Consider the following 26820-nt stretch of genomic DNA (forward strand, 5'->3'; position numbering starts at 1 on the left):
CCCATGCGTGAAACCGTCATCGTCGGGGCCGTACGCACCCCGGTCGGAAAGCGCAACGGCGGCCTGTCCGACCAGCACGCCGCTGATCTGTCCGCGGTGGTGCTCAAGGAACTCGTCGAACGCACCGGGGTGGAGCCCGCCCTCATCGACGATGTGGTGTGGGGCTGCGTGTCGCAGGTGGGCGACCAATCCAGCAATATCGGCCGGTACGCGGTGCTCGCCGCCGGCTGGCCCGAGCACATCCCCGGCACGACGGTCAACCGGGCCTGCGGATCCAGCCAACAGGCCTTGGATTTCGCGGTGCAGGCGGTGATGTCGGGCCAGCAGGACATCGTGGTCGCCGGTGGTGTCGAGGTGATGAGCCGGGTGCCGCTGGGCGCGGCCCGCCAGACCGGCCAGCCCTACGGCCCGAAAGCGCTTGCCCGCTATGACGGTTTCTCGTTCAACCAGGGCATCTCGGCGGAACTGATCTGCCAGAAATGGGACCTGTCGCGTACCCGCTGCGATGAGTATTCGGCGCAGTCCCACGAGCGGGCCGCCGCCGCGCAGGACGCCCGGGCCTTCCTGGACCAGATCGTGCCGGTCTTCGTCGACGGTGGCGTGATCACCGATGACGAAGGCATCCGTCGCGGCACGACGGTCGAGAAGCTCGCCGGACTCAAGCCCGCGTTCACCGAAGACGGCATCATCCACGCCGGCAACTCGTCTCAGATCTCCGACGGTGCGGCTGCGCTGCTGGTGATGACCGCCGACCAGGCGCTGCAGCTGGGACTCACCCCGTTGGTGTACTACCGTGCCGGCGCGGTGATCGGTGCCGACCCGGTGCTGATGCTGACCGGGCCCATCCCGGCCACCGAGAAGGTGTTGCACAAGGCCGGCGTCGGGATCGACGAGGTCGGGGTGTTCGAAGTGAACGAGGCGTTCGCGCCGGTGCCGCTGGCCTGGCTGGCCGAGACCGGCGTGGACGAGGCCAAGCTGAACCCGCTGGGCGGGGCGATCGCCCTGGGACATCCGCTCGGCGCCTCCGGCGCGGTGCTGATGACCCGGATGATCCATCACATGCGCGACAACGGAATTCGCTACGGGCTGCAGACCATGTGCGAAGGCGGCGGCACCGCCAACGCCACACTGGTCGAGTACGTCTTCTAGTCGAAAGGGCAACACGTGCAACGCAATCTGTTCACCGAGGACCACGAGGCGTTCCGCGAGCTGGCCCGCGACTTCGTCGAAAAGGAAGTCGTCCCGGCTTATCCCGAGTGGGAGAAGGGCGGCCGGATGCCCCGCGAGGTGTTCGAGAAGATGGGCGCCCTGGGCATGCTGGGCATGGCCATCGACGAGGAGTACGGCGGCGGTGGGGTGCCCGACTACCGCTACAACGTGGTGCTGCAGGAAGAAGCCGCCCGCGCGCTGGTCACCCTGTCCACGGTACGCACCCAGCTCGAGGTGATCCTGCCGTACTTCCTGCACTACGCCAACGAGGAACAGCGCAAGCGCTGGTTCCCCGGGCTGGCCGACGGCACCCTGCTCACCGCGGTCGCCATGACCGAGCCCGGCACCGGGTCCGATCTGGCCGGCATGCGCTCGACCGCCGTGCGTGACGGTGACGACTGGATCCTCAACGGCGCCAAGACCTTCATCACCGGCGGTATGCAGGCCGACCTCGTCATCGTGGTGGCCCGCACGTCCACCGATCCGGACAACCGGCGCCGGGGGCTGACGCTGTTCGTGGTGGAGGACGGGATGCCCGGTTTCACCCGCGGCCGGGAACTGGAGAAGATGGGCTGCAAGGTGCAGGACACCGCCGAGTTGTCCTTCGTCGATGTGCGGGTACCCGCGGCCAATGTGCTCGGCGAGGTGGACGAGGCGTTCGGCTACCTGGGCCACAACCTGCCCCAGGAGCGGCTGACGGTGGCGGTCGGTTCGGTGGCCCAGGCCCGGTCGGCGATCGCGGCGGCCATCGACTACACCAAGGACCGCAAGGCATTCGGCACGCCCGTGGCATCCTTTCAGAACACCAAGTTCGAACTTGCCGCCTGCTCGACCGAGGTCGAGGCCGCACAGGCGATGCTGGACCGTGCCGTCGCGTTGCATGTGGACGGGGAGCTGTCGGCGCCGGATGCGGCGCGGGTGAAGTTGTTCTGCACCGAGATGCAGGCCCGGGTGATCGACCGGTGCCTGCAGTTGTTCGGGGGATACGGCTACATGATGGAGTATCCGATCGCGCGGCTCTACACCGATGCCCGGGTGGCCCGGATCTACGCGGGGACCAGCGAGGTGATGAAGGTGATCATCGCCAAGGACCTGGGCCTGTAGGTCACCGGGCGGAGGGCGGCCGGGCGTCCACGCCGTAGCGCTGGGTCGCGGAACCCGGCGTGACAGCCGTCGAGAAATTTGTCACGTGAGACCCTTGTCACAGCCCCTCAACCAACCTACTGTGTGTTCAGTTGGTTGGTTTGCGAGTGTGAGGGAGAGCGGTGACAGTGACGTCCGCGGCAGCGGGGCCGGCCCAGAGATCGCGGCCGTACGAGTCGCTGCTCGCCAAAGGTGAGGACCGCAAGCAGCGCATTCTCGCCGCCGCGGAGACCCTGCTGGCGCGCAACGGCTGGCGCAACACGTCGCTGGCGCAGATCGCGCGGGAGGCCGGCGTCAGTGCGGCCGGACTGTTGCACCACTTCGCGTCCAAGGAAGCGCTGCTGCACGCCGTACTCGACGCCCGGGACTTCGACGATGACACCCACGCCGACCGCACCGGGGATCTGCTCGCGCAGATCACCCGCGTCGCAGAGCGCTTCGACCGGGCTCCCGCGCTGGTGGGAACCTTCACCGTGCTGCTGGTGGAGAACATCCAGCCCGACGCTCCGCTGCACGACCGCCTGGTGGCGCGTCAGCAGGCCGCGGTCAATATCGTCGCCGACGGTATCCGCCGTGGTCAGCGCGAAGGCCGCTACCGCTCAGACCTCGACGCGGCCATCAAGGCCGTGGAGATTCTCGCCTTCGTCAACGGAATGGAGACCGCATGGCTACTCGATCCTTCAATTCCCCTAGCCGAGGTGTTCAAGGGATACGCCGAAGCGCTGGCCCGCGACTTCGGGGTCCGGGAACCGAGCAGGAGTTCGCGATGAGGTACCGACTCGATGTGGTGGCGCCCAGTGTGGCCGACGTGGTGCGGTCCGCGGGAGGTTGGCTGGTGGACCGGGTGATGGCCGGCTGGGATGTCACCGTGCTGATCTCCGGGGATGACGACCTGCGCCCGCTGCGCATCCTCGGGGTCGAGACGGGTGATCTGGATACCGCCATGCGGGAGTGGGAGGAGCGTCCGCACCCACAGACGGTGGCGGTGGCCGCCGATCTGTTCGTGACGGATGCGCGCGTGCGTGAAGGCGTGCTGGGTGCCCTCGAACAGGGCCACACCGAGGTGACCCTGTGGGGCCAGCGCTGGCCGCGGGAGCTGGACAGCACCGTCGACTCGATGCTGCACGAGCTCAGCGCCGCCGCCCGCGCGTTCAAGGCGCAGGCGTTGGCCGCCCTCGGTGAGACCGCGCCGGTCGAGCGGGTCGAGGTCTTCCGCTGCGGGGTGATGTCCTGTCCCGCCGTGGCCGCCGATCTGGTTCCCGCCAGCTGACCGCCCTCAGCCACGTACCGACACGGTCACCGGTCCGCCCCGCGGGTCGGCGCCGTCGAGCACATCGGACGGCACCCGGAACACCCGGCCCGGCGACGCGGGCCACGGCAGTGTCTTGCGGGCGATCACTCGACCGTCCTGTCTGACCGTCACTCTGGGGATACGGATCAGTTCGTCGGTCCACAACAACAGCCTTCGCCGTGCCGGGGCGGTATCGCCGGCGCGCACGATGCCCGGCGTGATCCACCGCAGCGGCGCTTCGGCCCGCAGCCGCAGCCCGTCCTCGGCCGCGGTGGCGCCCCGAAGGAAGGCCCGCACCGGTTCGCCGACGTGCCTGCCGTCGAGTGCGGCGATATCGGCGGTGTCCACCGGGTGCAGCAGGTTGCCGACGGCGAAGACGCCCGGACGGCTGGTACGCAACGCGGTATCCGTCAGCGGCCCAAGGGTGTTCGGGTCCATGTCCAGTCCCGCGGCGCGGGCCAGCTCGTGATCGGGAATCCAGTCCCCGGTGAGCACCAAGGTGTCGCACTCGATGATCCGACGGTGGCCGGTATCGAGGTTCTCGACCTCGACCGCTTCCAATGCGGGCTTGCCGATGATCCGTGACACCCTGGTGCGCGTCGCGATGTCCAGCCCCAGGAACGGCGACCGGCCGGCGATGTTGAACACCGCGTAGGACTCCGGGGACGGGTGGGTGGTGGTCATCAGCGCGGTGTCGCAGCCGGCGTGTGTGAGTGTGAGGACCGCCGAGTAGCTGACCAGTTCGGCGCCGACCACGACGGCGCGCCGGCCGACGCCGCGGTGCTTGAGATGCACGACGTTCTGCAGCAGCCCGGTGGTGTAGATGCCGGACGGGCGGTCGCCGGGGATCATCCGGGCCGGCCTCGGGCGTTCCCTGGCGCCGGTGGCGAGGATGACGGCGCGGGCGTCGAGGCGGTAGCGGCCCTGTGGTGACGTCACGTCCAGGGAGCGTTCGCCCGCCCATCCGGTCACCATGGTGTCGGTGCGGAGGACGGCCCCGGCGCCGGTCGCCCGCCGGACCAGTCGGCGGGCATACTCCGGTCCGCTGAGGAAGCGTGTGAGGTCCCGGACCCCGTAGCCCGGGTGGTCACTGTGCCGGGGGATACCGCCGGCCGCCGATTCCCGTTCGAGCACAACGACATCGAGACCGGGGGCGAGTTCGGCGGCCGCGGTCAGGCCGGCCGGTCCGGCGCCGACGATGACGACGTCGGCGGTCTGGGGGCTGGTCACTGGCGGATCCTCTCGGGCTGGACGGTGACGGGCACCGGGGACAGGGTGTCGACCACGGCCTGCACCTCTGCTCCGCAGAAGAAGCCCTGACAGCGTCCGTTCATGACGCGGGTGCGCCGGCGCAACCCGTCGAGGTCGGCCGGGGGGATGGTCGACCGGCACGCGTCGCGCAGTTCGCCCGCGGTGACCCGCTCGCAGAAGCAGACGATCTTGCCGTACGCGGGGTCGGCGGCGATCCGCTCGGCATCCTGATAGGGACGGGTGAACGCCTCACCCAGGTTCGGCATTCGCGGTGGATCGGGCAGCTCGCCGCCGGGGACGAGTTCGAGCCCCGCCGAACGCAACTCGCCGAGGGTGTACTCGGCGATCGCCATCCCGGCGGTCAGACCCGTCGATCTGATACCGCCCAGCAGTAGGTAGCGCTTGGGGGCATCGGCGGCGATCAGGTAATCGCCGTGGTCGATGGCGGCGCGTAGGCCGGAGTAGGTGGCGGTCACCTCTTCGTCGAGCAGTTCCGGCATGAGCCTGCGGCCCTTGTCGAGCAGGAACTCGAAGCCGGCCTCCGAGGTGGCCGTCGCGGTGCGGTCCTGCAGATCCTCCGAGGTCGGTCCGAGCATGACGTTGCCGTAGATGGTCGGGCTGACCAGCACACCCTTACCGCGTGCGGTGGGGACGGGCAGCACGATCTTGTCCACCAGGGCGCGGGCCAGTTTGTCGTACACGATCAGTTCACCGCGCCGCGGTGTCACGGTGAACCGGTCGAAGCCGAACCGGGCGTCGATCACGTCCGCGCCCAGCCCGGCGGCGTTGACCACCCAGCGGGTCGTGACCGGGCCCGCACTGGTGTGCAGTGTGGTGAATTCGGTTCCGATGTCCACGGTTTCGACCCGATATCCGCGCAGCAGGGTGGTGCCCCTGTTGACCGCATCGGTCGCCAGGGCGAGGTTCACGGTCCACGTGCAGATGATGGACTCGTCGGGCACCGTCAGGCCGCCCAGCGCGCCGTCACCGAGGTGCGGGATCTGCTGGTAGACCTCGGCCGCGCCGATGATCTCGCAATGGCGGTACCCGTTGGCCTCGGCCTTGTCGCGCAGGCCGGGTAACGCGTCGAGCTGTTCGTCGTCCCACGCCACCAGGATCGCGCCGGTGTGCTCGACGGGTATGCCGGTGTGGCGGGCGTATTCGGACAGCAGGGTGTAGCCGCGGCTGACCATGGCCGATTCGAGAGTGCCGGGCTTGGCGTCGAAACCGGTGTGCAGGATGGCGGTGTTGGCCTTGCTGGTGCCGTCGCCGACGTCATCGCGGGCGTCGAGCAGCGCCACCGCGAGCTGGTGTCCGGACAACTCCCGGGCGATCGCGGCGCCGACGATACCGGCGCCGATGACGACGATGTCATAGGTGGTGTTCACTCAGGGTTCCTCGTGATGCGAATAGGTGGTGGCGGCCAGTGTTCGCCACCTCGAACGGAATTCGGTGGCGCGGTCGGGGCCCCAGGCGGGCTCGAAGGTCGCCGACGCCGACCACCGGGGGATCACGCCGCGCACACCGCGGTCGGGGTGCAGGCTCAGTTCGGCCAGCGCAGCGGCGCCCAGTGCGGTGGCGTGCGGGGACGGGTAGACGTCGACGGGTACCTGCAGGATGTCGGCGCATGCCTGCATGAGCACCGTCGATTGGGTCAGTCCGCCGTCGGCGCGCAGGCGGGTCAGCGTGGTCTGCGGTCCGATGGCCGACACCAGTTCCCCGATCTGCGCGGCGATGCCCTGGAGCAGCGCCAGCACCAGATGGCCACGTTCGGTGGCCAGTGTCATCCCGGAAAACGTTGCGGTGGCGCTCGATTGCCACCACGGTGCGGCCAGCCCCGCCAGCGCGGGCACACAGAGCACACCGCCGTTGTCGGCGGCGGCCACCGGATCCAGATCGGCGGCACCGGAGATGATCCCCAGCGAGGCCAGCCACCGCACCGCGGAGGCCGCGGTGTAGACCTGCCCGTCCACGCAGAAGGTGTCCTGTCCGGCCACCCGCCAGGCCACCGAGGACGTCAGCCCGGTACTGGAGAACACCGGGACGGTTCCGGTGTTGGCGAGCAGGAACGCACCGGTGCCGAACGTGCACTTGGCGGTGCCGGCCTCCAGGCACTCTTCGGCCAGCAGGGCCGCCTGTTGGTCGACGACGATACCGCCGACCGGCATCTCGGCCCCGAAAGTCGAAGTCATACCGATGATCTCGTCGTTGCCGGCGATCCGTGGCATCGCCTCCCCGGACAGCCCGAAGATCTCCAGGAGGTCGGGGCTCCAGCCGTCGCCACCCAGGTCGGTGAGCAGCGACCGGCTGGCGGTGGTGGCATCGGTGACGAATTCGCCGGTCAGTTGGTGCAGCAGCCAGGTGTCCGAGGTGGTCACCACCCCGGCGGCCTCCATGGTGCGGCGCAGCCACGCCATCTTGGGCGCGGAGAAGTACGGGTCGAGCACCAGACCCGTACGCGCGGCCAGTGTTTCGCGGTGCTCGGACAGGCCGGCGCACAGTGCCTCGGCACGCCGGTCCTGCCACACGATCGCCGGCGTCAGCGGGCGCCCGGTGTCAGGATCCCAGGCCAGTACGGTCTCGCCCTGATTGGCCAGGGACACCGCGTCGATCGGCCGGCCGGCATCGGCGACGGCCGCCCGGCCGGCGGTCAGCACCGACGCCAGCAGCTCGGCCGGATCCTGTTCCACCCCGCCGCCGTCGAGATACCGCGGATGCACCGGGATTTCCGCGACCCCGCACACCCCGTCGGCGGGGTCCACCACGATGGCCTTGGTTCCCGAGGTGCCCTGATCGATGGCGAGCACCGTCACGGCGTGGCCACCCCGTCGAGTTCTGCGTCGATGGACCGCATCTCGGGCATGCGCAATCCGCGCGTGCCGCGGGTGATCAGCAGGAACGCCAGGTAGACGGCGCCGACTGCGACCATCACCAGGACATACAGCCAGGGATCGCGGAAGGAGGCGTCCCGGAACAGCGAGAGCTCGAACAGCAGCCACACCACCGCGACGATGATGATCGGCAGTTCGAAGCGGCCCAGGCTGAACCCGGCACTGGTGGGTAACTGCCGACGTTTGGCGATGTACAGCGCCACCGTGATCGTGTAGATGATCGCCGGCAGCAGCGTGGCGGCGGAGAAGAGTTTGAACAGGGCGTCGGTACTGGTCGAGAACAGGCCGAGGATCGCCGCCGCGACGACGGTCATGAACACCGTGGCGTTCAGCGGTGTCTTGAACCGGGGTGACACGGTGCCCAGCACCTGCCAGCCGGGGAACCGCTCGTCCCGCGACATGGCCCAGACCAGTCGAACGCCGGTCATCAGGATCACCAGACCGCAGGCGAAGATCGCGATGGCCACCAGCACCAGCAGGGCGGTGCCCACGAAGGACCCGAGGATGTCCTGGATGACGTCGGCGATCGGTGTCCCGGATTGGGCGAGTTCGCCCGGGTTGCCGACCGCGGCCGTCACCACGAGCAGGAACAGGAAACCGAGCACGCCCGACGCCAGCACGGCCTGCCACATGGCGCGGGGGACCACCACCTCCGGCCGCTTCGTCTCTTCGGCAAGGTTCGCGGCGGATTCGAAGCCGACGATGGTGAAGGCGCCCAACAGGAACCCGAGCATCCACGGGCCGGCCGAGGTCGCGGTGCCGAAGCTCCAGTACTGCTCGGGGGACACCTCGCCGGTGGAGAACAGGTTGCCGACGTCGAGCTTGTGCGCGATGACGCCGACGATGAGCAGCAGCGCGACCAGCGCGACCATTCCGACGAGTTCGGCGGTCACCGCGAAGTTGTTGACCCGTTCGGTCCATGTCGTCGACAGACCCACCAGCACAGCCTGCAGCACGAGCACGGTCGCCGTGATGAGAAATGCGGTGGCGGGTGTGCCCTGGAACCCGAACAGGGCCGGCAGCACGGTGGCGGCGACGGTGTAATCGACGGCGATGACGACGATGGCCAGGAAGGTGAACGAGATCCAGCCGGTGATCCAGCCGAGCACGGGATTGGCCAGCCGGGACACCCATTGGTAGGCGTATCCGGTGACCGGGATGCGGGCGGCCAGTGCACCGATGAGCAGTGCGACGGCGAGCTGGCCGACCACCACGATGGGCCAGGTCCAGATACCCAGTGGCCCTGAGGAATTCAGGACACTTCCGTATGTGGTGAAGATGCCGGTGGCGATGGAGACGAAGGCGAAGGCCACGGCGAAGGAAGCGAACCGGCCGGTGGTGCGCTCGAAGGACTCGCGGTAGCCGAAGCGGGCGACGCCGGACGGCTCTTGGCCGCCCGACGATGTGGAATCATGTGTCATGGATCGTGCTTTCTGACTGGTTTTGAATGTTCGGTCCCGCGGGCGGCGCTGCAACGCCGCCCGCACCCATTTCCGGAGGCTGTCACGCTGACAGCACGGCACCTCCCGCTTCGTGGATGGCTTCGGTGAGAGCCGGGTTGTGCTGATCGGTGATCAGCCCGCTGACCGCATCCAGCCCGCAGACGCGATGCGGTGCGATCTGGCCGAGCTTCGACGAGTCGGCCAGGATGAACGAGCGGGCGCTGTTGGCGATGATGGTGCGCCGAACGTCGACCTCGTCGAGGTGATAGTCGGTCAGACCCGCGGCCGCGTCGACCCCGCCGGACCCGATGAAGGCGATATCGGCGTACAGCTCGGCGAACATCGCCTTGGCGTGTGCATTCGAGCACGCCAGATCGCCCCCGCGAACGCGGCCGCCACACACCAGGACGGTGATCCCGGGACGACCCGCCAGCTCGACGGCCACCAGCAGCGACGGGGTGGCCACGGTGCCGCGCCAGCCGTGCGGGATCGCGCGGGCGACTTCGACGGCGGTGGTGCCGAGGTCGATGACGACGGTCTGCCCGGACTCCAGCAGCCCGGCCGCGACCCTGGCCATATCGGCCTTGGCCCGGTGGTGGATGCCGGCGCGTTCGGTGAACGACGGTTCCTCGCCACGGGCTACGGTGGCGGCCCCGCCGTGCACCCGCCGCAGCGCCCCGCGTTCCTCGAGCAGGGCCAGGTCGCGGCGCACGGTCTCGGCGGAGACGCCGAGCATGCGGACGAGTTCGTCGGTACTGATCGTCGAGGCGGTATTGACCGCGTCGACGATGGCGTCGTGCCGGACAACCGGAAGCATGCGCGCCCACCTTGTGTGGATTATTGACTGCAAATGCCTGTAAGTGTGGGTTACTGACCGTGGGCCGTCAAGCGGAGCGGGGGCTCAGTGCAGCGCGTGATGAGGCGCCGATTGGCCGGCCGCGGATTCGTCTCTCGCCGCAGCTCGCGTATCACCGCCGTCGCCTACCATGAGGATCGGCAGCAGTGCGGCGCCGAGGACGTATACGGCGTCCGTGTGTCGGTCCCAACTTTGATGGCCACAACGGTGTGACGATCGATCTCAAGTCGAATGGCTCAACCGCGCCGCACGCGTAGCGAAAGGCCGCAGGCCATGACTGAATCGATGAGACCGCACTTCGAAGACGTCCAGGCGCACTATGACCTGTCCGACGACTTCTTCCGGCTTTTCCTGGACCCTTCGCAGATCTACAGCTGCGCCTACTTCGAGCGCGACGATATGACGCTCGCCGAGGCTCAACTGGCAAAGGTCGACCTGTCGCTGGGCAAGCTCGGACTGCAACCGGGTATGACACTGCTCGATGTGGGCTGCGGCTGGGGCGCGGTGCTGCGCCGCGCGCTCCAGATGTACGACGTCAACGTCGTCGGGCTGACGCTGTCCAAGAACCAGGCCGCCCATGTCCACGCCGGCTTCGACGAACTCGACACGCCCCGCAGCCGGCGGGTGCTGCTGCAGGGGTGGGAGCAGTTCGACGAGCCGGTGGACCGGATCGTATCCATCGGGGCTTTCGAGCACTTCGGCTTCGACCGGTACACCGATTTCTTCGCGAAGGCCTACCACCTGCTGCCCTCCGACGGCGTGATGATGCTGCACACCATCACCGCGCTCCATCCCGACCGTGCGAAGGAACTGGGCATTCCGTTGACCTGGGCGATGGCCCGGTTCGCCAAGTTCATCCTCACCGAGATCTTCCCGGGCGGGCGGCTGCCGTCGATCGAGAAGGTCGAGCAGCACGCCGATGCCGCCGGCTTTCGGGTCACCCGTGAGCAGTCGCTGCAACCGCATTACGCCAAGACCCTCGACATCTGGGCGCAGAACCTGCAGGCGCATCGAGACGAGGCGATCGCCATCCAGTCCGTGGAGGTCTACGACCGTTACATGAAGTACCTGACGGGATGCGCCGATCTGTTCCGCAATCGCCAGATGGACGTCGTCCAGTTCACCATGGAGAAGTAGGCGTCCCGGCGACCTGCACGATCACCTTCCCGACCGCCCGCCCGTCGGCGACATGCCGCAGCGCCGCGGCCGCTTCCTCGAGCGGATAGACCGCGCCGACGTGGGGCTGCACCGCGCCGGTGGCCAGCAACGTGGCCAGTTCCGCCTCGTTGCGGGCGAACTCCTCGGGTGGTACGTCCTGGAACTGGAAGCCCCGCAGCACAACACCTTTCACCAGCACCAGGTTCAGCGGGATGTGCGGGATGGTGCCGGATGCGTAGCCGACGGTGACGAACCGGCCGCCGCGGCGCAGCGCGCGCAGCGCGGGCTCGGACAGGTGGCCACCCACCGGGTCCAGCACGGCGTGGGCGCCATCGGGCACCGCGTCCCGCAGAGCGGCTCGCAGCTCGCCGGCGCGGTGGTTGACCACCGCGTGCGCACCGTATTGCCTTGCGGTGGAGAGCTTCTCCGCCGAGGAAGCGACCGCGGTCACCCGGGCGCCCAGCGCTGTGGCCAGTTGCACGGCCGCCAACCCGACGCCACCGCCGGCGCCCAGCACGATCACCTCGTCGTCGGCCTGTATCCGTGCCGCCGAGCGCAACGCGTGATGGGCGGTGCGATACGCGACCCCGGATGCGGCCGCCGTGTGATCATCGATCGTGTCGGGGAGGTGGGCGAGCGCGGCGCTCGACAGGCACACCTGCTCGGCGAACATGCCGAACATACCGGTGGCCGTCACCCGGTCGCCGACCGCGAAACCCGGCACCCCGGAAGATATTTCACTGACGACGCCGGCGCACTCGCTGCCGGGGACGAACGGGGGCGGGACCTTGATCTGGTACTCGCCGGCGACCAGCAACACGTCAGGGAAGTTCACCGCCGACGCCCGGATATCGACACGCACCTGACCAGGGGTCAGGACGGGGGCCGGGACGGCACGGACCTGCACCACCTCGGGTGGTCCGTAGAACGGGCAGACGGCCGCTCTCACCGGTAGTCGCTGGCCTCGGCGAGTTCGGCCGCCGAGCGCATCAGATCGGCGACCACCGGCCCGAACGCCAGCAGCTTCTCGTCATCGCCGGCGCGTTGAAATCCCTGCTCCAGCACGATCGCAAGCTTCCACTTCGCCAGCACCAGGTAGTAGTCCACATCGTCGACCTGGCGTCCGGACACCTCGGCGTAGTGCGCGACCACCTGATCTTGTGAGGGCATGCCCTGCATGTCGACATATCCCGACTCGGCGGCCTCGGGCGCGCCGGTGTCAACCGGCCAGCCCTGCACCATCCATGCCAGATCGAGTTTCGGATCGCCGACGGTGCCCATCTCCCAGTCCACGATCGCAGCGAGTGTGGCCGGCGCGCCGTGCCGGTACATCACGTTGGCGAACTGGTAGTCGCCATGCATCAGGCCGGGGATGAAATCCAGTGGGCGATGCGTGCGCAACCACTCCGTCGCGACCGCGAGGCCGTCCAGCTCACGGGCTTTGATCCGGTCATAGAAGCCGGTCCAGCGCGCGACCTGACGGTCGTGATAGCCGTCGGGGCGGCCCAGATCGCTCAATCCCCGGGCCTGCCAGTCCACCTGGGACAGCAGCGCGATTCCCTCGGCCAGTTGATAGGCCAGCGCCGGCCGCAGCGAGTGATCGGAGTTGAACGGCTCAGGCCAGTGCCGCGAGTCCATCGGCGACCACCCGTCGACGAACCCCATGAGGTAGAAGGGCCGGCCCAGAACCTTCGGGTCCGAACAGACCCCGACCGCTTTGGTGTGCGGGACGTCGGTGCCGTCGAGCGCCTCGATGATGCGCCACTCCCGGAGAATGCCGTTGTCGCGGTCGGCCGGTGCGCCCGGCGGAGGCATCCGCAGGACGCACTCGTGCTCTCCTCGGGTGATGCGGTAGATGACGTTCTGCGTACCGCCGGAAAGGAACTGGATATCGGTCGGCTCACCCTTGCCGGGGATGTCGGCCTCGTCCAGCCAAGTCGACAGCCGGGTGATGTCCAGCGTCACAGGTTGCCGACCTCCAGTTCCAGGAACTGCGCGTACTTGGCCTGCGCGGCTTCGCGTTTGCGCGGAATCCACTCGGAGGGCCACAGATCGTCGCTCGCCGAATAGCCCCGCAGCACCTGCTTGGCCACCGTGGTCTTGTGCACCTCGGTGGGTCCGTCGGCCAACCCCATCACCGCGGCCCCGGTGACCATGCCGAGGAAGGGCATCTCGTTGGTGACGCCGAGTGCGCCGTGCACCTGCATGGCCCGCCAGGCGATGTCGTGCAGCACCGTCGGCATCACCACCTTGACCGCGGCGATGTCCTTGCGCACCTTCTTGTAGTCGTTGTATTTGTCGATCTCCCACGCGGTGTAGAGCACCAGGAGCCGGAACTGGGTGAGTTGGGCGTAGGAATCGGCGATATAGGCCTGGATGGCCTGCTTGTCGGCCAGTAGGCTGCCCGCGGTCTGGCGGCTGAGCGCCCGCTCGCACATCATGTCGAGTGCCTTCTGCGACAGGCCGATGGTGCGCATGGCGTGGTGGATCCGCCCGCCGCCCAGTCGCGTCTGGGCGATGACGAAGGCCTGGCCCTCACCACCGAGCAGCGCCGAATCCGGCACCCGCACATTGTCATAGTGGATGAGTGCGTGGGAGCCCTGACCGTCGGACTCGCCGTACAGCCCACAGTTGCGTTCGATGGTCACCCCGGGGGTGTCGGTGGGCACCAGGAACATCGACATGCCCTGGTAGGGGCTGACATCCGGATTGGTCACCACCATGACGATGAGGAAGGACGAGGTGGAGGCGTTCGAGGAGAAGAACTTGTACCCATTGATGACCCAATCATCCCCATCGCGCACCGCGGCGGTCTTGAACTGGGTGGGGTCGGCCCCGCCCTGGGGCTCGGTCATCGAGTAACAGGAGAAGACCTCCCCGTCGAGCAGCGGACGCAGATAGCGTTCCTTCTGTTCGGGGGTGCCGTAGTGCGCGATGATCTCGGCGTTGCCCGTATCGGGTGCCTGGCAGCCGAAGATGACCGGCGCCCATTGCGAGCGGCCCAGGATCTCGTTCAGCAGAGCGAGTTTCAGCTGTCCGTATCCCTGCCCACCCAAATCCGGTCCGAGATGGGTGGCCCACAGCCCCTTCTGGCGTACCCGTTCCTTGAGGGGATCCACCACGGCGCGGCGGGTGTCGTCGAGCGGGGTGAACTGCAGATGCGGCCAGATCAGATCGAGTGGTTCGACCTCGTCCCGCACGAAGTCATCGGCCCAGTCCAGTAGTTCCTGGAACTGCGGATCGGTGTCGAAATCCCATGCCATGGCTAGCTCCTTTGATATCCGGCGATGAGGGTGACGATGTCTGCGCCGACCACGTCGGCGAAGGGACGGTTTCCGAACGCGCCGGCGGCCCAATGTCGGGCGCCCTCACTGACCAGCGTCATGGCCAGATAGGCCAGGTGTGTGACATCGGTGTGGGTGGGCAGTTTTCCGTCGGCGACGGCACGGTCGAACAGCGCGGTGAACATCCCGCTGTCGAGGTCGGGGGTGTCGCGGCCGAGTCCGCCGGCGGTATCCGCCATGATCCGGTGTTCGTGGCGGTAGCCCTCGAGAATCGTCTCGATGATCAACTCGCGTGGATTGCGGGCCATGGACCGCTCCAGATCCGACAGCGCCGCGGCGATGACCGCGGGCATGTCGTAGTCACCGACGAGCATGTCAGCGACGACGCGCTGAGCCGACCGGGTGGACATCACGCCCACCTCGAACAGCACGTCCTCCTTGCGCGGGAAGTAGAAGTAGAACAGCGCCTTGGAGACGCCGGCGGCCCTGCAGATATCGGCCACGGTGGTGGTCGCGTACCCGCTGGTGCGCCACAGGGCCATCGCCGCCTGTACCAGCGCACGTTTGGTCTCCTTGGACCTGGCCTGTGCCAGGGAGGCGCGACGCTGACCACGGTCAGGCGCGGACACCGCGCGGGAACCCGGCATATCAGCACGATAACTCCGGCGGTCATATTTGACCAGGGTCAACTTTCGGCGTCGGTCCGACGAGAACGGTACGCGCCCGTTGACGGAGTTCGGCCACTGTGGAAACCTGATACGCAAAGATGAGAATTACATTCTCGTCGAATGAGATTGCCGAAACGGAGCACAGATGGCGGACGGCCTGACCGAGTTGGATTTCTTCCGGGACCCGCAGCTGGTCGAGGATCCCTACCCGTATTTCGAGGCGCTGCGCAGTGGCTGCCCGGTTCACCGGAACGGCCCACACGGCGTGACCATGGTGACCGGCTGGGACGAGGCCGTCCAGGTCTACAACGACGCCGACACGTTCTCCTCGGTCACGTCGGTCACCGGTCCGTTCCCGGGGTTTCCGGTGCCGTTGGAAGGCCTGACCAAGGATGAGGTCAACGCCCTCATCGAGAAGCACCGCAACGAGCTTCCGTTCAGCGATCAGCTGCCGACGCTGGACCCACCGACCCACACCGATCACCGTGCGCTGCTCATGCGTTTGATCACCCCCAAGCGCCTCAAGGAGAACGAGGACGCGATGTGGAAGCTCGCCGACGAGGTGCTCGACACCTTCCTCGATGGCGGCCGGGGTGAGTTCATCAAGGGCTTCGCGAGCCCGTTCACCTTGCTGGTGATCGCCGATCTGCTGGGTATCCCGGAAGAAGATCGGGACAGCTTCATCGATGGCATCAGCCACAACGCGGGCGGCGGGGTCGGGGGTACCGGCGACGAAGCCCTGGCGCACAGCCCGCTGGAATTCCTCTATGACCTGTTCGCGTCCTACGTCTCGGAGCGGCGCGAGAACCCACGTGACGACGTGATGACCGGGATGGCGACCGCGACCTTCCCGGACGGCTCCATCCCCGACGTCGGTGATGTCGCCCGGGTGGCGACGAATGTCTTCTCCGCAGGCCAGGAAACGACCGTCCGCCTGCTGGGCACGGCCCTGAAAGTCATCGCCGAGCAGCCCGCGGTCCAGGCCGCGTTACGCGAAGATCGCAGCCTCATACCGAATTTCATCGAGGAGGCGTTGCGGATCGAGAGCCCGGTCAAGGGTGACTTCCGGTTGTCGCGCTGCCCCGTGACTGTCGGCGAGACCGAGCTCGGTTCGGGTACCACCGTCATGGTGCTCAACGGCGCCGCCAACCGCGACCCACGCCGGTTCTCCGATCCCGACACCTTCGACCCGGCCCGCAAGAACGCTCGCCAGCATCTGGCCTTCGGGCGAGGCATCCACAGCTGCCCGGGTGCACCGCTGGCCCGCGCGGAAACCAAAGTGGCCCTGGAGCGACTGCTGGACCGCACCACCGATATCCGGATCGCCGAGGACAAGCACGGTTCTGCCGACAGCCGCCGGTACAGGTACATCCCGACGTTCATCCTGCGCGGGCTGGTCGATCTGCACCTGGAGTTCGACACGTGAGAGTCTCGGTCGACGAGGACCGGTGCCGCGGTCACGGGATGTGCCTGACGGCGTGCCCTGAGGTGTTCACCCTGGCCGACGGTGGCTACGCAGAAGTGCTTCTCGATGAGGTGCCCGACGACTATGTCTCCGGTGTCAGGGATGCCGTCGAATGGTGTCCCGAACAAGCAATCAGCATCACAGAAGGAGACTAGAAGCGTGGCAAAAGGTTACGTCCTGCTGACCGAGACGATCACCGACCCGGCGGGCATGGGGGAGTACGCGAAGGCGGCCGGTCCGGCGATGGCCGGTGCCACCATTCTGGCGGTCGACCGGAAGCCGACCGTCATCGAGGGCACCTGGGAGACCACGCAGACGGTGCTGCTGGAATTCGAATCCGTGCAGGCGGCCACCGACTGGTACTACTCGGATGCTTATCAGGCCGCCGTCGCATTGCGGCAGACCGCCGCGACGTGTAACGGGGTGATCCTCAACGGATTCGGCACCTAGGGGCCGACTTCGCCGGACGGTGGTGGTGGTTCGAAGGGTGGGTACCACCACCATTGGGCGCGTTCGCCGGTCGGCCCGGGGTTGGGCGGGACCGCGGGTGGTGCGGATGGTCGCCGAGATCAGGTCTGGTCGGGGCTGCACCGATCAAAAGGCAGTGCATCGGTGGATCAGGGCTTTGGGCATCGATATGACTTGTGTGCGTTGTCGCGGATAGCGTTCTTGCCTCATAGCGGGGCGGGGTGGTGCCGTGGTGCGGTCAAATCAAGGGCGATGTCGACGAGCATGTCCTCTTGGCCGCCCACCATGCCGCGGCGGCCAGCCTCCTCGATGAGGGTACGAGCGTCGAGACCGTAGCGAGCTGCGGCGGCCTCGGCATGGCGAAGGAAGCTGGAGTACACGCCGGCATAGCCCAGACTCAGCGTTTCGCGGTCTACCCGCACCGGTCGGTCTTGCAGCGGACGGACGAGATCGTCGGCGGCGTCCTGCATCGCGTGCAGGTCACAACCATGTTGCCAGCCCATCCGGTTCGCGGTGGCGACGAAGGCTTCCAGCGGTGCGTTGCCGGCTCCGGCGCCCATGCCGGTCAGCGAGGCGTCGACGCGGCGAGCGCCGTGCTCGACTGCGACGACGGAGTTCGCGACGCCCAGCGAGAGGTTGTGATGGGCGTGGATGCCGATTGTGGTGGTGGGCTGCAGGGTCTGGGCCAGTGCATCGACACGTTCGGCGATGTCACGCATAGTCATGGCGCCACCTGAGTCCACGATGTAGACGCAGGTCGCGCCGTAGCCCTCCATGAGCTTGGCTTGCTCGGCGAGTGCATGCGGTGTGGTCATATGGCTCATCATCAGAAAGCCGACCGTATCCATATCCAAATCACGCGCTGCCGCGATGTGTTGGGCAGCGATGTCGGCTTCCGTGCAGTGTGTGGCGACGCGGACGACGCTTGCGCCGGCGCGGTGGGCATCTTTCAATCTCCGCACGCTTCCGATACCGGGAAGTAGCAGTGTGGCGATCTTGGCGCGGTGCACGGCAGTGGCCACTGCCTCGATCCACTCAATGTCGGTGTGGGCGCCGAATCCGTAGATGCAACTCGATCCGCCCAACCCGTCACCGTGGGCGACTTCGATGGAGTCCACGCCGGCGGCGTCGAGTGCTTTCGCGATGGTGACCGCCTGGCTGATGCTGTACTGGTGCCGGATGGCGTGCATCCCGTCGCGTAGCGTGACGTCACTGATGTAGAGGTCATAAATCATGGTGTGTCTCCCGAGATCTCGTTGTCTATGGCGGCGATCCGTTCGGCGGTGGACTTGGCTGCTGACGTCATGATGTCGAGGTTGCCCGCGTAGGCAGGCAGGTAATGTGCTGCACCCGCGACTTCCAGCATCACCGTTACCCGGGTACCTGTGAAACTGCCGGTTTCTGGTATATAGAGCGCGTTGTGGCTGCCGAACGTCTCGAACTGCACGCGCTGTTTGAGTCGATACCCGGGAACATAGGTGCCGACCTTGGCGATCATGTCCTCTACCGCCTCCTCGATGGCGGCGTGGTCTGCGTCGCCATCGACAAGGCAGTAGACAGTGTTACGCATCAAGATCGGCGGATCGGCCGGGTTGACCACCATCACGGCTTTGCCGCGCCGGGCGCCGCCCACCACTTCCAGTGCTGCAGAGGTTGTTTCGGTGAACTCATCGATGTTCGCCCGGGTTCCGGGGCCCGCTGATCTCGCCGAGATCGCGGATACGATCTCGGCGTAGGAGACGGTCCCGGCCTGTCCCACGGCGGAGACGATGGGCACGGTGGCCTGCCCGCCGCAGGTGACCATGTTCAGGTTGTATTCGTCGACATGCTCGTCAAGGTTGACCGCCGGCACACAGTAGGGACCCAGCGCTGCCGGGGTGAGGTCGAGCACCCGTACTCCGGTGTTCTGCAGCATGTTCCAGTTGACGCGGTGAGCGTTCGCCGATGTCGCGTCGAAGACGATTCGAACTCCGTCGAACTCAGGCATCGTGAGAAGGCCGTCGATCCCACCGGATGAGGTGGCTACGCCGAGGCGTCGTGCTCGGGCCAATCCGTCTGATTCCGGGTCGATGCCGACCATCGCAGCCATGGTCAACGGCCCGTCACTGCGCATGATCTTGATCATGAGATCGGTGCCGATGTTGCCCGAGCCGATGACGGCGACCGGCCACTGATGTTGTGTTGTCATGTCAATCCTTCAGCTGAACCTGAGTGAGACCGCACCGAGCCCGGTGATATCGGTGGTAACGGTGTCGCCTGCGTGGATGAAGCGCGCGGAGGTGAACGAGCCAGACATCACGAACTGTCCGGGCTCGATGGCTACCGAGAACGCGGCCAGTGCGTTGGCGAGCCAGGCCACCGCCGCAGCGGGGTCACCCATCACCGCCGTCCCCATGCCGGTATCGGTTTCAACTCCGTTGATCAGCAGTGATGCGCCGAGCCCGGGTAGATGGAGGTGGTGATGGTAGGGCACCCAAGTGCCTAGAACCACCGCGCCGCAGCTGGCGTTGTCGGCGACGGTATCAGGCAGGGTGATCCGCCAGTCCGCGATGCGGCTGTCGACGATTTCCAGTGCTGAGGCCACCGACTCTGTGGCCTCATACACCTCTTCGACAGTGACATGGGGACCGCGCAGTGGAGCCCGGAGCAGAAATGCCACCTCGGGTTCCACCCGGGGAGCACAGAACTGGTCGGCCGCGACGACAGCGTTGTCGGGCACGACCATGTCATCGAGGATGTAGCCGAAATCAGGCTGATCGACCCCGAGGAGCTGTTGCATTGCCGCCGAGGTCAACCCGACCTTGTGGCCAACGACGACGCGTCCTTGCGCCAGCCTGCGGTCCAGGTTGACCTGCTGAACCGCGTAGGCGTCGCCCTGGGTGAATCCGGGATAGGACTCGGTGAGTGGCGGAGCCGGGACCCGGCTTCTCTGTGCGGTCTCCAACACCGCCGCGGCGGTGTTGATCATGTTGTCGCTCAATGCCATTACTGCGAGTTCTCACTGGCCATGCGCTCTGCGAGCCCGTACAGTGCCAGCGCGTGCTGTTCGAACATCGCCACCAAATCGAGAGCGTCGCCATCGATTTCCTTGGCGATGAACAGTCCGTCGGCGCCGGCTACCGCATAGGTCGACAGTCGACGGATTTGGTCCGCGGTGAGCCCGGGTACGAGATCGACGATGGCGCGGGAGACGCTGTCAACCGCATTGGCGCGTACCTCCAGGAACATCGACCGCGCTCGCGGTTCGACCGGACGTCGCTCCAGTGACAGCATGAGCCCCAGTCGCAGAAAGTCCGGCGAATCCGAAAGTGCCTTGGCGATCTGCGTCACCATGGCCACCAGTCGGTCCAGTGGCGAACCCTCGTCGGGCAACTGCCAGCTTCGAAGCCATTCGTCGTAGCTCCGCTCGATAACTGCGGCGATCAGGTCGTCCTTGTCTTTGAAATGCCAGTAGATCGAACTCGCCGGCAGCCCGCATTTCGCGCTGACCGCGGCGATACCGGTGCCCTCGTAACCGCGTACGGCCGCGATCTCCGCGGCAGCGTCGACGATTCGCGCGCGTGACGCCGCGCCATCGAGTCTGTGCCGCCGGGTGTTCGCGCGTTGCGGCTTCTCGGTTGGCATGGTGACGCTCCTCGCGTTCAGGGGGTTGACGTGGCTTTCGTAACACTCTACCGTATCGATCACTACATTACCGTAGTGATCACTACACGATAGATCTGGTGAACGAGGATGGCCTTGGCTGAGGAAAAGAACTACGACGTCGCGATTGTCGGTTACGGTCCGTCGGGCGCGACGGCCGCCAACCTCCTCGGTCAGCTCGGTCTCAAAGTCGTTGTCTTGGAGCGTGATCCGGACATCTTCGGCCGCGCCCGGGCCATCTCGATTGATGAGGAAGTGCTGCGGATATGGCAGTCGGTGGGGTTGGCCGAACAGCTGCAGCGCGACATGCTGCCCAACCGCCCGCTGACATTTGTGGACTCCACGGGGAGACCGTTCGTCCGACTGGCGTTGACCCCACGCGGATCGGGGCACCCGCCTCAACAGTTCATCTACCAGCCGGCGGTGGATCAGGTCCTGCGCGAGGGTGTGGGGCGTTTTCCCAATGTCGAAGTGCTACTGGAGCACGAGTGTCTGCGGGTGTTGACTAAGGGCGACAAGGTCGAGTTGATGTTGGCCGACCTGAAGACCGACACCTTCAAACGGCTGACCGCGTCGTATGTGATCGCCGCAGACGGTGGCGGGTCGGCCATCCGAGGTCAACTCGGCATCGGCTATGCGGGGCGCACCTACGCCGAACGGTGGGTGGTCATCGATACCGAGATGCTGCAACCGTGGGAGAACCACGACGCGTTGCGGTTTCACTGCAACCCCGCCCGCCCCACCGTCGATTGCCCGACGCCCCTGGGGCATCATCGTTGGGAGTTCCCCGCCCTGGCCGGTGAGGACGATCGCACCCTTCTTCAACCCGAAGCGATCTGGAAAGTCCTCAACGATCAGGGCATCACCGAGCAGCACGTGAAGATCCTGCGATCCGTCATCTACAGCCACCACGTACGTGTGGCCGACCGGTGGCGGGCCGGACGAGTGTTCCTGGCCGGTGACGCTGCGCACGCGATGCCGCCGTGGATCGGCCAGGGCATGTGCGCCGGCGTGCGAGACGTGGCCAATCTGTGCTGGAAACTGGCCGCAGTGGTGCGGGGCCAGGCATCCGAAGAACTTCTGGACTCCTATCAGGTCGAACGACAGCCACACGTGACCGAGGTGACCCGCCGCGCCGTCTTCGTCGGCCGGGTCATTACCGAGCGTCGGCAGTGGGTCGCTGCCGTCCGCAATCACGTGCTGCGCACGCTCAGTCGCGTGCCGGGCTTGATACGAGCGGGACAGCGGTTCTACTGGGTGCCCGAACCGCACTACGCGCGTGGCTTCTTTGCCACAAACCCGCATCTCGCAACCGGTCGACTGATACCGCAACCACTCGTGGTCGACGGCGAGTGCGCCACGGCGCGGCTCGACGACATCATCGGCGGTCGTTGGACGCTGCTGTACACGGGGCAGAAACCGCCCGGTGCTCAGCGCTGGGAGCAACTGGGAATACCCAGTCTGGCAGTGCATCGCGCCACCGTGCCCCCGGCGCCGGGCACAGTTGTCGACAGAACTGGCGCATTGAACACCTGGCTGGCCGCCCACGGGGCGGCTGCCGTGGTGCTGCGCCCCGACGGATTCGTCTACGGCGCAGCCCAATCCGATGAGCCGCTGCCGCCGCCACCGCACGGCCTAGCCGGCTGCGGCAAGGCCGCTGCCGCCCCCTCGACCAGAACCGGAGCCACCGCATGACAAGCCACGCACTCCTCGAGAACACCGTCTCCGTGGCGGGCAACCCGATCTTCTACGTGGAGTCCGGCACCGGAACGCCGGTGGTCCTGCTTCATGGCGGTGGACCAGGGGCGTCGGGAGTGTCGAACTATTCACGCAACATTGACGCACTCGCACAGCACTTCCGGGTCATCGTTCCCGACCTGCCCGGATATGGCCGCTCGACCAAGAACTTCGACCATTCCGACCCGTTCGGTTACCTCGCAACAATGATCCGGGGCCTGCTGCACCAACTCGACGTCGACACAGCACATCTGGTCGGCAACTCCTATGGCGGCGCGGCAGCCTTGCGTCTTGCGCTCGACACACCCAACCGTGTCGGAAAGCTGGTTCTGATGGGCCCCGGCGGGATAGGCACGACTCGCGCCCTCCCGACGGCCGGCCTCAAAAGCCTGTTCGCGTACTACGGGGGCGAAGGGCCCAGCCGCGAGAAGCTTGCGTCGTTCGTCCGCACCTACCTCGTGTACGACGGGGCCGCAGTTCCCGATGAACTCATCGAACAGCGCTACCTGGCCTCCATCGACCCCGCTGTGGTGGCAGCGCCTCCACTTCGGCGCCCGTCGGGGCCAACGGCGTTGCGCACCCTTTGGCGGATGGACCTCACCCGTGACCAGCGGCTGAAGACTCTGCCAAACCCGACGCTGGTGTTGTGGGGCCGCGACGACAAGGTCAACCGACCCCACGGTGGGCCCACGCTGCTCAACACCCTGCCCAACGCAGAACTGGTGATGACCTCCCACACCGGCCACTGGATGCAGTGGGAACGCGCAGCGCTCTTCAATCGACTGGTCACCGACTTCCTGCAGCCCGACTCGACGCTGGCTCGGGGGTGACACCGGTGACCCGCAACCTCACCCCGTCGCAGTCGATATTCGGTGATGTCCATCTCGGTTACGTCGTCATCGAAACGCAGCGATTCGCCGACTGGCGCAGATTCGGACGCGATGCTGTCGGCTTACAGGTAGACGAAACACTGTCCGACACCATGCGCTTTCGGCTGGACGACCACGGTTGCCGATTCCTTCTGCAACGCGGGCCTGCCGAAGATGTCACCGCCCTCGGCTGGGAACTTGACGACCATGATGTCTTCGATGCCGTGGCGGCACGCATCACCGCACACGGCGTTGCGTTGACCGAAGGTGGCGCTGAGGATGCCGTGCTGCGCGGCGTCGAGAGGCTGGCCAGGTTCCCAGGTCCCAATGGACTGATGCAGGAGATCTACACGCGCCCGCACGTCAGCCACACCGCGCCGGTGCTGCTGGCGAAAGAGGGTTTCGTCACCGGCGAAAGTGGACTTGGGCACGTGGCGATAGTAAGCAAGCACCCACACCAGATGCACGGCTACTACCGGACGGTGTTCGACGCACGTCTGTCGGACTATATCGACGAGACCATCAGCGGACTCAAGTTCAAGATCCGATTCCTGCGAGTCAACGAACGTCACCACAGCGTGGCCATCGCGTCGGTGAATCGGTTGCCCATCAAGCCCATTCGCACCCGAATCCAGCACGTCAACATCCAGGTGACCGCCCTCGACGACATGGTGGCGGCCTATCAACGGATGGCGGAGAACGGATTCGGGGTGGCCCTGTCGATCGGTCAACACACCAACGACAAGGAACTGTCGTTCTATGCGGTCACACCGTCGGGATTCGAATGGGAAGTGGGATGGAACCCCATCGTGATCGACGACGAAGATGCCTGGGAGCCAACAACGCACCAAGGCATCAGCATCTGGGGACACACCGCCCACGGCCAGACGATCTGCGACAAGCTCGCACAGTTCAAGATCGGTGCGCAGTCGTTGGTACAACGAGAAGACACTATCCCGGCCCTGTCCGAGGGAATCCCTGACTACTGACCGAACGCAGGGTGGTAAGCCACGATGGCCGCGACGGTTGGGCACTGGCGGCGGGCGCTTGGTCAGTCGTGTGCCTCCTCGGCCGCCGACCACCTGGAGAAAGGACCGTGAGAATGGCAGTTACCGACGTTCCCGTGTTCGCGCATCTCACCGACACCGATGTCGAGAATCTGGGCATCGAACTCGATGCGATCCGTCAGGACATCGAAGACTCCCGTGGCGGGTGCGATGCGCGCTATATCCGCCGTACCATCGCGGCGCAGCGTGCGCTCGACGTCGCCGGTCGCGTTATGCTCGCGGCAAGTTCCAAGCGCGCCGCATGGTGGGCGGGCACCGTCACCCTGGGCGTGGCCAAGATCATCGAGAACATGGAGATCGGCCACAACGTCATGCACGGCCAGTGGGATTGGATGAACGATCCCGAGATCCACTCCTCGTCGTGGGAGTGGGACATGGGTGGCGCGTCCAAGCACTGGCGGTTCACCCACAACTTCATGCACCACAAGTACACCAACATCCTCGGCATGGATGACGACGTTGGGTTCGGGTTGCTGCGCGTCACGAGGGATCAGTCGTGGAAGCCGTTCAACATTCTGAACCTGATCTACAACACCATGCTGGCCACGTTGTTCGAATGGGGTGTGGGGCTGCAGCACCTGGAGCTCGGCAAGATCTTCAAGGGCCGCGCCAACCGCAACGCCACGCTCGTCCGCGTCCGTGAGTTCGGTATCAAGGCTGGGCATCAGCTGGCCAAGGACTATCTGGTGTGGCCCGCGCTGACGTCGCTGTCACCCGGTGCGACCTTCAAGTCAACCTTGACGGCCACTGCGGTGGCCAATGTCATCCGCAACGTGTGGGCCAACGCGGTGATCTTCTGCGGTCATTTCCCCGATGGGGCAGAGAAGTTCACGAAGACCGACCTGGTCGGTGAGAGCCGCGGCCAGTGGTACCTGCGGCAGATGCTGGGCAGTGCCAACTTCGAGAACGGACCGGTGCTGCGCTTCATGAGCGGAAACCTGTGTCACCAGATCGAGCACCACCTGTATCCGGACCTGCCGAGCAACCGGCTCTACGAGATCTCGATCCGGGTGCGGGCGGTGTGCGAGAAGTACGACCTGCCCTACACCACGGGATCATTTCTGCTGCAGTACGGCAAGACGTGGCGCACCATCGCCAAGCTGTCGCTGCCGGAGAAGTTCCTGAAGGACACAGCCGACAATGCACCCGAGACCCGCAGCGAGCGGATGTTCGCCGAGCTCGAAGGCTACGGGGTCATCGATCCCGCGACCGGGCGCCGCCGTGGCCTGAAGACCGCGATCGACACCGTGCGCCGATCGAGCAGGAGGCGCCTGAAGCGAGGATCGCACGGCGCCTGAACCGTACACCGAATGTCGGTTGTTCGACAGCAAACACGTTGCAGCACAGACTGTCCAGCAGCAAGAAGGAAAGTTCTGGGAAGTGGTGAGGCGGACGCTGTCGGCGCTGCCGATCCTGCGGCTCGCCCAACTCGCTCGCCGAACTCGATGGAAAGAAGGATGATGAACATCGCCCCGATCTCGGTCGACGTCGATGACATCGTGTTATCAGGAATCTACGTCAAACCGGAAAATCGGCCGCGTGCACTGATTGTTGCGCTGCACGGTGGCTCAGTAACGTCTCGAATCTACGATCAACGCATCCCAGGTGATTCTTCATACTTGGATCTGGCTGCACAACTGGGCTTCGCCGCAGTCGCGGTCGATCGGCCAGGATATGGAGCAAGTTCCGGAATCAGCCCAGAAAAAACCTGCTTCGACGAACAGATCGCCATCCTGCGGACTGCCATCGCAGACCTCTGGGCTCGGATCGGCGGCGAGAGCGCTGGGGTTGTCCTCACCGGAAACTCGATCGGCGGAATGCTGGCACTGTGCCTTGCAGCGGAGAACGGCAACTTCCCGCTGCTCGGAGTCAGCGTCCATAGCGCGGGCTACAACTGGATTCCCGGCTTCGCTACGGAACTCCAAGGCCGCATGGATCGCGAAGCGTCGACCCATATCGATCCCCGTGGTCGGAGCACCGTCGTCTTCGGCCCCGAATGGACGTGGCCGCCGCAGACTGCACAATCGTTGCTCGAGACTTCGGCGCCAGCCCCTGTCGGGGAACTACATGACGCGCTTCAATGGCCGCAACGACTCGACCGGGTCGCCGGATCGATCTCGGTTCCCGTGCGAGTCGCGATCGCGGAATACGACGACCGGTGGTCGTCGACGCCGCCAGACCTGCGGGCATTGCAGGAACTCTTCACCACGGCAGCGCTGGTCGAGGTTCGCCGGCAACGTTTCGCAGGCCATCAGCTGAGCGCAAACTATGCCGCCCGCGCTTTCTACCTTCACGAGCTTGCCTTCGCCGAAGAATGCCGCCTTGCCGCTGTCACCTCTGCATTTGGTCCGCTACCGCATCGGCCCGCCTCATAGGACG

General features: G+C 66.1%; 26 protein-coding genes. 13 read left to right on the top strand and 13 right to left on the bottom strand.

Going from position 1 to position 26820, the window contains the following annotated elements; genetic code table 11:
- Window positions 1-3 precede the first annotated feature (3 nt).
- From FHU31_RS18805 to FHU31_RS18820, 4 genes are all read left to right on the top strand, one after another.
- Window positions 4-1149, top strand: coding sequence for a thiolase family protein (locus tag FHU31_RS18805; RefSeq protein ID WP_167161407.1), 1146 nt, complete (start codon window positions 4-6; stop codon window positions 1147-1149).
- A 15-nt stretch (window positions 1150-1164) separates the two neighbouring features.
- Window positions 1165-2313 carry an acyl-CoA dehydrogenase family protein gene (locus FHU31_RS18810; protein ID WP_167161409.1) on the top strand — a complete coding sequence of 383 codons (1149 nt, stop codon included), beginning with the start codon at window positions 1165-1167 and terminating at the stop codon, window positions 2311-2313.
- Window positions 2314-2480: 167 nt separating this feature from the next.
- Entirely contained in the window at window positions 2481-3122 is a 642-nt protein-coding gene (locus FHU31_RS18815) for a TetR/AcrR family transcriptional regulator (RefSeq protein WP_167162845.1), read from the top strand.
- Window positions 3119-3622 (top strand): hypothetical protein, encoded by a 504-nt coding sequence (locus FHU31_RS18820; RefSeq protein ID WP_167161411.1) that lies wholly within the window; start codon window positions 3119-3121, stop codon window positions 3620-3622. The genes FHU31_RS18815 and FHU31_RS18820 overlap by 4 nt, the downstream gene beginning before the upstream one ends.
- Before the next feature lie 6 nt (window positions 3623-3628).
- On the opposite strand, the gene FHU31_RS18825 is transcribed toward FHU31_RS18820, so the two are convergent.
- The 5 genes from FHU31_RS18825 to FHU31_RS18845 form a co-directional block, all read right to left on the bottom strand.
- Window positions 3629-4873 (bottom strand): NAD(P)/FAD-dependent oxidoreductase, encoded by a 1245-nt coding sequence (locus FHU31_RS18825; RefSeq protein ID WP_167161413.1) that lies wholly within the window; start codon window positions 4871-4873, stop codon window positions 3629-3631.
- Window positions 4870-6282 carry an NAD(P)/FAD-dependent oxidoreductase gene (locus FHU31_RS18830; RefSeq protein ID WP_167161415.1) on the bottom strand — a complete coding sequence of 471 codons (1413 nt, stop codon included), beginning with the start codon at window positions 6280-6282 and terminating at the stop codon, window positions 4870-4872. Before FHU31_RS18830 ends, FHU31_RS18825 begins: the two co-directional genes overlap by 4 nt.
- Window positions 6283-7707 (bottom strand): FGGY family carbohydrate kinase, encoded by a 1425-nt coding sequence (locus FHU31_RS18835; protein WP_167161417.1) that lies wholly within the window; start codon window positions 7705-7707, stop codon window positions 6283-6285. It abuts the gene before it with no gap.
- Window positions 7704-9206 carry an amino acid permease gene (locus FHU31_RS18840; RefSeq protein WP_167161419.1) on the bottom strand — a complete coding sequence of 501 codons (1503 nt, stop codon included), beginning with the start codon at window positions 9204-9206 and terminating at the stop codon, window positions 7704-7706. Before FHU31_RS18840 ends, FHU31_RS18835 begins: the two co-directional genes overlap by 4 nt.
- Before the next feature lie 82 nt (window positions 9207-9288).
- Window positions 9289-10044, bottom strand: coding sequence for a DeoR/GlpR family DNA-binding transcription regulator (locus FHU31_RS18845; RefSeq protein ID WP_167161421.1), 756 nt, complete (start codon window positions 10042-10044; stop codon window positions 9289-9291).
- Window positions 10045-10356: 312 nt separating this feature from the next.
- On the opposite strand from FHU31_RS18845, the gene FHU31_RS18850 reads away from it, so the two are divergent.
- On the top strand, window positions 10357-11220 hold the full coding sequence (locus tag FHU31_RS18850) for a cyclopropane mycolic acid synthase family methyltransferase (protein WP_167161423.1): 864 nt from the start codon (window positions 10357-10359) through the stop codon (window positions 11218-11220).
- Here the strand turns inward: FHU31_RS18850 and FHU31_RS18855 are convergent.
- Genes FHU31_RS18855 through FHU31_RS18870 form a run of 4 tightly spaced genes read right to left on the bottom strand, consistent with a single transcriptional unit; the run spans window position 11204 to window position 15172 of the window.
- Window positions 11204-12190 carry an NADPH:quinone oxidoreductase family protein gene (locus FHU31_RS18855; RefSeq protein ID WP_167161425.1) on the bottom strand — a complete coding sequence of 329 codons (987 nt, stop codon included), beginning with the start codon at window positions 12188-12190 and terminating at the stop codon, window positions 11204-11206. The genes FHU31_RS18850 and FHU31_RS18855 overlap by 17 nt on opposite strands.
- A complete protein-coding gene (locus tag FHU31_RS18860) occupies window positions 12187-13206 on the bottom strand; it encodes a phosphotransferase family protein (protein ID WP_167161427.1) in 1020 nt (339 codons plus the stop codon). Before FHU31_RS18860 ends, FHU31_RS18855 begins: the two co-directional genes overlap by 4 nt.
- Window positions 13203-14504 carry an acyl-CoA dehydrogenase family protein gene (locus FHU31_RS18865; RefSeq protein WP_167161429.1) on the bottom strand — a complete coding sequence of 434 codons (1302 nt, stop codon included), beginning with the start codon at window positions 14502-14504 and terminating at the stop codon, window positions 13203-13205. Before FHU31_RS18865 ends, FHU31_RS18860 begins: the two co-directional genes overlap by 4 nt.
- A 2-nt stretch (window positions 14505-14506) precedes the next feature.
- Complete coding sequence (locus tag FHU31_RS18870) at window positions 14507-15172, bottom strand: TetR/AcrR family transcriptional regulator (protein WP_167161431.1); 666 nt, start codon at window positions 15170-15172, stop codon at window positions 14507-14509.
- 166 nt (window positions 15173-15338) lie between these two features.
- Between FHU31_RS18870 and FHU31_RS18875 the strand changes: the two genes are divergently transcribed.
- The 3 genes from FHU31_RS18875 to FHU31_RS18885 are packed head-to-tail and all read left to right on the top strand — an operon-like array spanning window position 15339 to window position 17108.
- Window positions 15339-16619 carry a cytochrome P450 gene (locus FHU31_RS18875; RefSeq protein ID WP_167161433.1) on the top strand — a complete coding sequence of 427 codons (1281 nt, stop codon included), beginning with the start codon at window positions 15339-15341 and terminating at the stop codon, window positions 16617-16619.
- A complete protein-coding gene (locus FHU31_RS18880) occupies window positions 16616-16813 on the top strand; it encodes a ferredoxin (RefSeq protein ID WP_090353048.1) in 198 nt (65 codons plus the stop codon). Before FHU31_RS18875 ends, FHU31_RS18880 begins: the two co-directional genes overlap by 4 nt.
- A gap of 4 nt (window positions 16814-16817) precedes the next feature.
- Entirely contained in the window at window positions 16818-17108 is a 291-nt protein-coding gene (locus FHU31_RS18885) for a DUF1330 domain-containing protein (RefSeq protein ID WP_167161435.1), read from the top strand.
- A gap of 224 nt (window positions 17109-17332) precedes the next feature.
- On the opposite strand, the gene dmpG is transcribed toward FHU31_RS18885, so the two are convergent.
- The 4 genes from dmpG to FHU31_RS18905 all read right to left on the bottom strand — a co-directional run bounded on the left by dmpG (window position 17333) and on the right by FHU31_RS18905 (window position 20750).
- The gene (gene dmpG / locus FHU31_RS18890; RefSeq protein ID WP_167161437.1) at window positions 17333-18361 is read right to left on the bottom strand and encodes a 4-hydroxy-2-oxovalerate aldolase; all 1029 of its coding nucleotides are present in this window, start codon (window positions 18359-18361) and stop codon (window positions 17333-17335) included.
- Entirely contained in the window at window positions 18358-19248 is an 891-nt protein-coding gene (locus FHU31_RS18895; protein WP_263988232.1) for an acetaldehyde dehydrogenase (acetylating), read from the bottom strand. Before FHU31_RS18895 ends, dmpG begins: the two co-directional genes overlap by 4 nt.
- A gap of 75 nt (window positions 19249-19323) precedes the next feature.
- Entirely contained in the window at window positions 19324-20112 is a 789-nt protein-coding gene (locus FHU31_RS18900) for a 2-keto-4-pentenoate hydratase (RefSeq protein ID WP_167161441.1), read from the bottom strand.
- Window positions 20112-20750, bottom strand: a complete 639-nt coding sequence (locus tag FHU31_RS18905; RefSeq protein WP_090353056.1) for a TetR/AcrR family transcriptional regulator — start codon at window positions 20748-20750, stop codon at window positions 20112-20114. The genes FHU31_RS18900 and FHU31_RS18905 overlap by 1 nt, the downstream gene beginning before the upstream one ends.
- Window positions 20751-20858: 108 nt before the next feature.
- Between FHU31_RS18905 and mhpA the strand changes: the two genes are divergently transcribed.
- The 5 genes from mhpA to FHU31_RS18930 all read left to right on the top strand — a co-directional run bounded on the left by mhpA (window position 20859) and on the right by FHU31_RS18930 (window position 26816).
- Complete coding sequence (mhpA, locus tag FHU31_RS18910) at window positions 20859-22463, top strand: bifunctional 3-(3-hydroxy-phenyl)propionate/3-hydroxycinnamic acid hydroxylase MhpA (protein WP_167161443.1); 1605 nt, start codon at window positions 20859-20861, stop codon at window positions 22461-22463.
- The gene (locus tag FHU31_RS18915; RefSeq protein ID WP_167161445.1) at window positions 22460-23335 is read left to right on the top strand and encodes an alpha/beta fold hydrolase; all 876 of its coding nucleotides are present in this window, start codon (window positions 22460-22462) and stop codon (window positions 23333-23335) included. Before mhpA ends, FHU31_RS18915 begins: the two co-directional genes overlap by 4 nt.
- 5 nt (window positions 23336-23340) lie before the next feature.
- Window positions 23341-24363, top strand: a complete 1023-nt coding sequence (locus FHU31_RS18920) for a VOC family protein (protein ID WP_167161447.1) — start codon at window positions 23341-23343, stop codon at window positions 24361-24363.
- A 113-nt stretch (window positions 24364-24476) separates the two neighbouring features.
- On the top strand, window positions 24477-25739 hold the full coding sequence (locus tag FHU31_RS18925; protein WP_167161449.1) for a fatty acid desaturase family protein: 1263 nt from the start codon (window positions 24477-24479) through the stop codon (window positions 25737-25739).
- A gap of 159 nt (window positions 25740-25898) precedes the next feature.
- Window positions 25899-26816: an alpha/beta hydrolase gene (locus FHU31_RS18930; RefSeq protein WP_167161451.1), complete on the top strand. Its 918-nt coding sequence runs from the start codon at window positions 25899-25901 to the stop codon at window positions 26814-26816.
- The last annotated feature ends 4 nt before the right edge of the window (window positions 26817-26820 follow it).

It is taken from the genome of Mycolicibacterium fluoranthenivorans (assembly GCF_011758805.1).
GTDB lineage: Bacteria > Actinomycetota > Actinomycetes > Mycobacteriales > Mycobacteriaceae > Mycobacterium > Mycobacterium fluoranthenivorans.